The sequence below is a fragment of the Streptomyces sp. CC53 genome (genome assembly GCF_001865245.1).
Classification (GTDB): domain Bacteria; phylum Actinomycetota; class Actinomycetes; order Streptomycetales; family Streptomycetaceae; genus Streptomyces.
In genome coordinates, this window is sequence record NZ_MKXB01000145.1 from 19,982 (window position 1) to 27,206 (window position 7,225).

The 7,225-nt window shown below is 73.3% G+C and carries 7 protein-coding genes and 1 pseudogene; 3 read left to right on the forward strand and 5 right to left on the reverse strand.

Annotation, left to right across the window (positions count from 1 at the left end; translation table 11 throughout):
- On the reverse strand, positions 1-479 hold a 479-nt coding region (locus BJP40_RS32995), incomplete at its 3' end, for a GNAT family N-acetyltransferase (RefSeq protein ID WP_256220741.1).
- A gap of 8 nt (positions 480-487) precedes the next feature.
- On the reverse strand, positions 488-1,279 hold the full coding sequence (locus BJP40_RS15170; RefSeq protein WP_071280815.1) for a hypothetical protein: 792 nt from the start codon (positions 1,277-1,279) through the stop codon (positions 488-490).
- Positions 1,280-1,633: 354 nt separating this feature from the next.
- On the opposite strand from BJP40_RS15170, the gene gcl reads away from it, so the two are divergent.
- From gcl to BJP40_RS15180, 3 genes are all read left to right on the forward strand, one after another.
- Complete coding sequence (gene gcl, locus BJP40_RS15175) at positions 1,634-3,418, forward strand: glyoxylate carboligase (protein WP_071280816.1); 1,785 nt, start codon at positions 1,634-1,636, stop codon at positions 3,416-3,418.
- 163 nt (positions 3,419-3,581) lie between these two features.
- Positions 3,582-3,752 carry a hypothetical protein gene (locus BJP40_RS34315; RefSeq protein ID WP_175500050.1) on the forward strand — a complete coding sequence of 57 codons (171 nt, stop codon included), beginning with the start codon at positions 3,582-3,584 and terminating at the stop codon, positions 3,750-3,752.
- Between the two features lie 200 nt (positions 3,753-3,952).
- Positions 3,953-5,089: a hypothetical protein gene (locus BJP40_RS15180; protein WP_226962373.1), complete on the forward strand. Its 1,137-nt coding sequence runs from the start codon at positions 3,953-3,955 to the stop codon at positions 5,087-5,089.
- A gap of 189 nt (positions 5,090-5,278) precedes the next feature.
- Here BJP40_RS15180 and BJP40_RS15185 read toward each other — a convergent pair whose 3' ends face one another.
- The 3 genes and pseudogenes from BJP40_RS15185 to BJP40_RS33640 all read right to left on the reverse strand — a co-directional run.
- A complete protein-coding gene (locus BJP40_RS15185; protein WP_071280817.1) occupies positions 5,279-6,391 on the reverse strand; it encodes an rRNA adenine N-6-methyltransferase family protein in 1,113 nt (370 codons plus the stop codon).
- 374 nt (positions 6,392-6,765) lie between these two features.
- Positions 6,766-6,957, reverse strand: coding sequence for a hypothetical protein (locus tag BJP40_RS15190; protein ID WP_071280818.1), 192 nt, complete (start codon positions 6,955-6,957; stop codon positions 6,766-6,768).
- Positions 6,954-7,225 (reverse strand): annotated as a pseudogene (locus BJP40_RS33640) (hypothetical protein); the annotation flags it as partial. The pseudogene BJP40_RS33640 and the gene BJP40_RS15190, both read right to left, overlap by 4 nt.

Here is a 7,225-nt window from a genome sequence, read left to right on the forward strand (position 1 = left end):
CGGTCCAGGCCGTGCGCCGCCTCCGCCCGCCGGACGGCCCGCAGTCCCGCGGTGAGTTCCGTCTCGTCGAGGACGCGGAAGCCGAGCCGGGTGTAGTACGGGGCGTTCCACGGCACGTCCCGGAACGTCGTCAGGGTCAGGGCCGGGAGGCGCAGGGCGACGGCGTGCGCCGCGAGGTCCTCGACGAGGGCGCGTCCCAGGCCGCGGCGGGCCGCGGCCGGGTGGACGGAGACCTGTTCGATGTGGGCGGCGCCGTCCACCTCGTCCCACACGAGGTACGCCGCGGGGCGTCCGTCCGGGCCCGCCGCGATCCGCGCCCGGCCCGCCGCGCGGTAGCGCTCCAGGTCCTCCAGCGGCGGCGGGTCGTCGTCCGCGACGGCGGCCATGCCGAGCGCGCGGAACGGCTCCCCGGCCGCGCGTTCCAGGTCCTGGAGGCGCGGCAGGTCCTCCGGCAGGGCGGGGCGGATGCAGAAGTCCACGACGGGCCTCATGCGCCGTGCGCGACGAGTTCGCGGCCCGGGGTGTTCACCGGCTGCGGGGCGCCCGCGAGGTCCATGACGAACAGTGGCAGGCCGACGCCCTCGGCGCGCGCCCGCGCGGGGGCCTCGTAGCCGGCGAGGGAGAAGCACACGGCTGTCGAGGCGGCGGAGAGGCCCTCCAGCCACAGGCACTCCACGGCCCGCAGGCCGACCGGCCGGGTCGTCGGGTCGACCTGGGCCATCAGCCCCGGGGCGCGCAGTTCCACGGCGGGCGCGGGGAGTGAGGGGCGGCGCTCCTCCGGCTGCGTCACGTCCCGGAAGCCGAGCCACCGCAGGTACAGCGCGGCCGCCGTCACCACGTCGCGGGCCGTGCGGATGGTGACGGGGTCGAACGGCGGGCGCTCGGCGGCGGGCTGCTGGGAGGGGGCGCTCACCGGAGACGTACCGGTGGCGGAAGCGGTCGTCGCCTCGGGTGCCGGTGTTGGTGCCGGTGCCGGACTGGACGGCGGCCGGGTGCGGGGTGGCGCCGTCGCCGCCGTGACGGGCCGCACCGGGATGCGCAGCACGGTTCCGCAGGGGCAGCCCAGCTCGGGCTGCGGCCACTGGGTCTGCTGTCCGCAGGCGGCGCAGCGGACGGTCACCCATTCGTCGTTCCAGGTCCTGCGGGTGATCGGCTCGGCGGGCGCGCCGCGCATCAGGGGAGGGGTGACGGGGGCCCCGCAGACGCAGGGGTAGGCGGTCGGTGTGTACGGGTGCGTGCGGCGGCAGACCGGGCAGCGCACCGGCACGTTCTCTCCCACGTCGGATCGGCCTCTCTCTCGGCTGTTCCGGATACCGGGCCCCGGGCCCGCGGAAGGTCCCGGCCCAGCGCGCGGCCGCCGGTCCGGCGGCCCCCTCCGGTGCCCCTCCTGCGCCTCGCACGGGCCGTGGTCCGGCCCGTTGCCGGTTCCCGTTCCCCGGCGTGATCCATCGTCCCCCACGGCGCGGGGGTGTGGGGAGGCATTCGGCCATCCCTTGACGGGCTCCGGGACCCACCCCTACATTGCTTCCGTATAACAGAAAGAGTCTTCCGTATTGCGGAAGTGACATACGGATCGCAGCTCTCAGGTCGGCGCGACAGAGCCCGCATCCGCCAGGCCGAAGCAGGAGCAGCCATGCCTCGAATGACCGCCGCCCGCGCGGCAGTTGAGATCCTCAAGCGCGAAGGCGTCACCCACGCGTTCGGTGTGCCGGGCGCGGCGATCAACCCCTTCTACAAGGCCCTCAAGGAGGGCGGTGGCATCGCCCACACCCTCGCCCGCCACGTCGAGGGCGCGTCGCACATGGCCGAGGGCTACACCCGCGCCAAGGCGGGCAACATCGGCGTGTGCATCGGCACCTCCGGCCCCGCAGGCACGGACATGATCACCGGCCTGTACTCCGCCATCGCCGACTCGATCCCGATCCTCTGCATCACCGGCCAGGCGCCGGTCTCGAAGCTCCACAAGGAGGACTTCCAGGCCGTCGACATCGCCTCGATCGCGGGGCCGGTCACCAAGGCGGCCACGACCGTCCTGGAGGCCGCCCAGGTCCCCGGCGTCTTCCAGCAGGCCTTCCACCTGATGCGCTCCGGCCGTCCCGGCCCGGTCCTCATCGACCTGCCGATCGACGTCCAGCAGACCGAGATCGAGTTCGACCCGGAGACGTACGAGCCGCTGCCGGTCTACAAGCCGCAGGCGACCCGCGCCCAGGCCGAGAAGGCCATCCGACTGCTCCTGGAGTCCGAGCGGCCGCTGATCGTCGCCGGCGGCGGCATCATCAACGCCGACGCCTCCGACCTGCTCGTCGAGTTCGCCGAGCTGACCGGCGTCCCCGTCATCTCCACCCTGATGGGCTGGGGCACCATCCCCGACGACCACGAGCTGAGCGCGGGCATGGTCGGCGTCCAGACCGCGCACCGCTACGGCAACGCGACGTTCCTGGAGTCCGACTTCGTCCTCGGCATCGGCAACCGCTGGGCGAACCGCCACACCGGCTACAACCTGGAGGCCTACACCAAGGGCCGGAAGTTCGTCCACGTCGACATCGAGCCCACCCAGCTCGGCAAGATCTTCGCCCCGGACTACGGCATCGCCTCCGACGCCCGGGCCGCCCTGGAACTCTTCGTCGAGGTCGCCCGGGAACTCAAGGCCGCGGGGCGCCTCCCCGACTTCGGCGCGTGGGCCGCCTCCGCCCAGGAGCGCAAGGCCACGCTGCAGCGGCGCACCCACTTCGACAACATCCCGATCAAGCCGCAGCGCGTCTACGAGGAGATGAACAGGGCGTTCGGCCCGGAGACCCGCTACGTCACCACGATCGGCCTCTCCCAGATCGCCGCCGCCCAGTTCCTCCACGTCTACCGGCCGCGCCACTGGGTCAACTGCGGCCAGGCCGGGCCGCTCGGCTGGACCATCCCGGCCGCCATCGGCGCCGCCACCGCGGACCCGGAGACCCCCGTCGTCGCCCTGTCCGGCGACTACGACTTCCAGTTCATGATCGAGGAGCTGGCGGTCGCCGCCCAGCACAAGGTCCCCTACGTCCACGTCCTGGTGAACAACGCCTACCTGGGGCTGATCCGCCAGGCCCAGATCGGCCTGGACATCAACTTCCAGGTCAACCTGGAGTTCGAGAACATCAACACCCCGGAGCTCGGCGTCTACGGCGTCGACCACGTCAAGGTCGCCGAGGGCCTCGGCGTCAAGGCGATCCGCGTCGAGGACCCGGACAAGCTGGGTGAGGCGTTCGAGGAGGCCAAGAAGCTGGCCCAGGAGTTCCGGGTCCCGGTCGTCGTCGAGGCGATCCTGGAGCGCGTCACCAACATCTCGATGAGCAAGACGGTCGACATGAGCGACGTCACCGAGTTCGAGGAACTCGCCACGGAGCCGGGCCACGCCCCCACGGCCATCCGCCCGCTCGTCTGATCCACCCGCAGGGGAGCGGCAGCGGCCCCCGTCCCGGACGCCCCGGGACGGGGGCCGCTGCGCGTCGCCGGACCCGGCGCCGCCCCGAGGGGGGAGCCCCGGAGGCCGGTGGTGCGTGCCCGCGGGCGGTCATGCCCGGCGGGCGGGTGGGTAGCCGTGAGGTATGACAGACATCGTCGACGCAGGAGAGCTGCTGCGCCGCTTGAGGGTCGCCCGGGACTGGGCCCAGGCCGAGGAAGAGCACGCGGCGGACGAGGTGGCGGAGACGGCTTTCCGCGCCATCCGGATGGTCCTGGACAAGCTCGTCGACCCGACACGGCCGGTCAGCCACTGACCCTTCTCCCACCTGCTCCGGCCACCGACAGCGTGGCCAAGCCTCTGGTGGACGGGCTTTCGACCGAGACACCGGGCTCCACCAGAGGCTTCATGGGAGGTGGGACGGGTCCGCCGGGCACTGCGCACGAGAGACCGCAGCGCTGAGCTGCGCAGATTGCCTGATCCTGGCAATGATCTCCAGCCTCAGCCTATGCCACGATGCCTCCCGACGATGAAGGAAAGCGGTCGGTCGCGGCCCGGCAGCAGGGGGGCATGGAGATGACCGAACGGACACCAGGGGCGGCCCGCGCGGGGAGACCCCGGCTGCTCGTGGGTTTCGGCCTCCTGCTCGTACTGCTCGCCGGCGTGCTGTCCGTCGTCGCATCGGACGCGCTGGCGGACCAGCGCGCCTATGCCGCCGCGCCCGCTTGTCCGGGCGGCTCGCGTGGGGACTCGTGCACCACGACGGTTCCGGCGACCGTGGTCGGCAGGGAAGACGTGGCCAGCGGCAAGAGCGTCCACCACTGGCTCCGGCTGACCGAGCGGGGCTCGCACACCGTGCAGCGGCTGCGCATGGCGGGGAGCGGGCCGGTGTACGGCGCCGTGAGGGCCGGAGACGAGGTGCAGGTGACGTACTGGCGGGGTGAGATCCACACCGTGCGGTTCGGCGCCGCCGCCCAGGAGTCCTGGTCATCGCCGGCCAGTGCATGGCGATTCCCGATGGGCTCGGCTCTCGCGCTGCTGCCCTTCGGGCTCAGCATGCTCTGGGCCGGCTGCTGGTTCCGCCGCAGCTCCGCCGCGGCAGTATCCATGGCTCCCTGGCAGGTTTCCACGTGGTTCATGGCAGGCGCCACCCTGGGCTGTGTCGGCTTCGTGGCGAGCATGACCGCAGGCGGCCCCCGGGACGCGCTCCTGGTCACGGCAGTCGGCATGGTGCCGTCCGCGACCGTGGGCGGCCTGTTCGCGGGGTGGTTGCGGCGGCGCGAGAAGCGCGCGGCGGACACCAGCGGCATCCTTCCGGTTCTGACAGCGGAGAGACAGACCGTGGACGCGGCCGTACACGGAGACGTCTCCTACAGTGTGGACGGCTTCGACTACCTGGTGGTGGGAGACGGGCCTGTGTCGGCCACACCTGACCCCGCCGGGCGCGTCGCCCGCCGGGCGCTGCCGGAGACGCTGACCGTGCAACGCCTCCGGTCCCTGCGGCCCCAGGACCCGGCCGGCTGGTACAGCGTCTTCGGACACGACTGTGTCGTCATCGAATGCCGGGACGGAGACCACACCGTGCTCATCGCGACCAGGCGGCGTCAGGCACCGGTGGTCCTCGGCGCCCTGCTCGCCGCGTCCACCGGATAGCGTTGCGCGGCACAGCTGTTCGTGCCCGATGAGGGCTCGGATCCTCGCGACCGGTGCTCTCGGGCCACCGGACGCGTGTCACGGGACGCGGCCCCACCGCCGGGACCCCGTCGGCAGCGGTGGGGCGGGGAGGCGGTCTGGCACGGTAGGGCCCCGGCCGGCGGGTGGGACGGTACCGGCCGGGGCGGCTCAGCCCAGGGTCTGGACCCAGGGGGCAGGTGCGATCACGCGGGGCGGGTCCTTCAGCAGCACCCGTTGTCCGTCCGGTCCCACCGACAGCCCGAGGCGCGTGTGTTCAGGCGCGCCGAGTTCCACGTACTCGGCGTGGACCTGCTCGGTCTCCCGCCACAGGCTGCGCGGACCGTACTGGTGGACTGTCCGGCCTGCCACCGACGCGGCGGAACCGGTGGCGTCCTGCATCCACAGCTGTGCGTCGTTGCCGTGGCCGGAGTGCCACATCCGCACCCCCGGCAGGCGGGCGCCTGCGTAGAGGGCGAACCCGAGGGTGAGCAGCTCGTGGGCGACGAGCGCGGTGTGGCTGACGCGGGTGATGCCGCCGTGGACGGCCGGCAGGTCCGGGGCGCGGTGGGAACGCATCGGCATGTACGAGGCGCCGCTGTCGAAGGTGCCCTCACCCCGCCCGCCCCCCTCGCCGACCATCCGGATGAGCGCCCCCGACCAGAAGTCCCGGTCCAGCGGCGCGACGAGGACCCCGCCGGGCCGCAGCTGCTCCAGCAGGGCCGCCGGTACGTACCGGACCGCGCAGGTGAGGACGATCCGGTCGTAGGGAGCGCTGCCCGGCAGGCCCCACTCGCCGTCGGTGTGCACCACCTGCGGTCGGTGGCCGGAGGAGGCCAGCCGCTTCGCCGCCCGGTCGGCGAGGCCGGGGTCGACCTCGACGGTGTGGACGTTCCTGTCGCCGACGCGCTCGCACAGGAGCGCGGCGAGGTGGCCGGTGCCGGTGCCGACTTCGAGGACGCGGTGTCCGTCCTGGACTTCGAGCAGCCGCAGAATCCTCGCCACCATGCTGGGCTTCGAGTTGGCGCACGTGGCGATGCCGGGGCCGTCGGCGACGCCGTCGTCGAGCTGGGTGATGACGGGCTCGTCGGAGTGGATGAGGGCCAGGCGCTCGGGGCCGGTGACCGGCACGCACCGGAAGTGCTCCTGCCGCCATACCTGTTCGGGGATGAACGACGCACGGGGGATCGCGTGCCAGATACGGCGCCATGTGTCGTCGAGCAGGCCGCGCTCGTGGAGGTGTTCCACGAGCGCGGCGTGCCCGCCCCCGGGGGCGGTCGTCAAGGTCGGCTCCCTACTTGCTCGGGCCGGAGCCGTCGGGGTTCGGCGGCTTGGGGGGCGGGTTCCACGGCTTGTCGGACGGGGGTCCGGCGTGCTTGCCGTCGTCGGTCACGGATTCCTCCTCGTGAGTCGGATGGGTGTGGCGGTGGGGCACCCGCTCGCTGCGGCCTTCGCGCCGTCGCTGCCCGCAGTGAGCGGGAGTCAGCGGGGGCCGGGCGGGCCGGTCGGGTGGCTGCGCGGTGGCGGGCCCGGAGGCCGGCACGTGGCGTGCCGGTAGGCGTCCGGCCGCGCGCCGGACGCGGAGAAGCCGGGGATGACCACCGGTTCCTCCCTGATCGGCCGGTCGCAGTGCACGCAGTACGGCCTCACGCCCGGGATCATCCCTGCGCCCCGGTGTGGCAGGGGCAGGTGCAGCGGATCGAGAACAACGGCCGCTCTCTCGGCCGGGGGTGGTCGGTGGCGTACACATCCTGCGGGTGGCACTGCCAGTGCTCGCCGAGCTCGCACTCACCCGTCCTGCCTTCCCGCTCGGCGTTCAGGCGCACCTGGCGCAGGGTCCGCGCGGTCACCGGCTGCTCCGCTCGGTGCGACAGCGGACGCAGACCCGCAGCGGGAACCGCCGCGCCAGCGGCCGGGCGGTCGCGGCGGTCAGCTCGACGGCGCAGTCCGCGCACTGCCGCCCCCGGCGCTGACGGTCGGTGAGCGGGACCGGCTGCGGCGGCCCGGCGAGCGCGGGCGCGGCGAGCCACGTCGGCGGCGGACCCACGGGCGGCGGCACAGTCATCGGACGGCCACCTCCCGCACCCGCCGGCACGAGGGACAGGCACACGGCGGGAA

Bases quoted from the DNA above. Each gene is read 5' to 3' on its own strand.
- gcl (WP_071280816.1), top strand. From the start codon at position 1,634: ATGCCTCGAATGACCGCCGCCCGCGCGGCAGTTGAGATCCTCAAGCGC.
- BJP40_RS34315 (WP_175500050.1), top strand. From the start codon at position 3,582: ATGACAGACATCGTCGACGCAGGAGAGCTGCTGCGCCGCTTGAGGGTC.
- BJP40_RS15180 (WP_226962373.1), top strand. From the start codon at position 3,953: ATGCCTCCCGACGATGAAGGAAAGCGGTCGGTCGCGGCCCGGCAGCAG.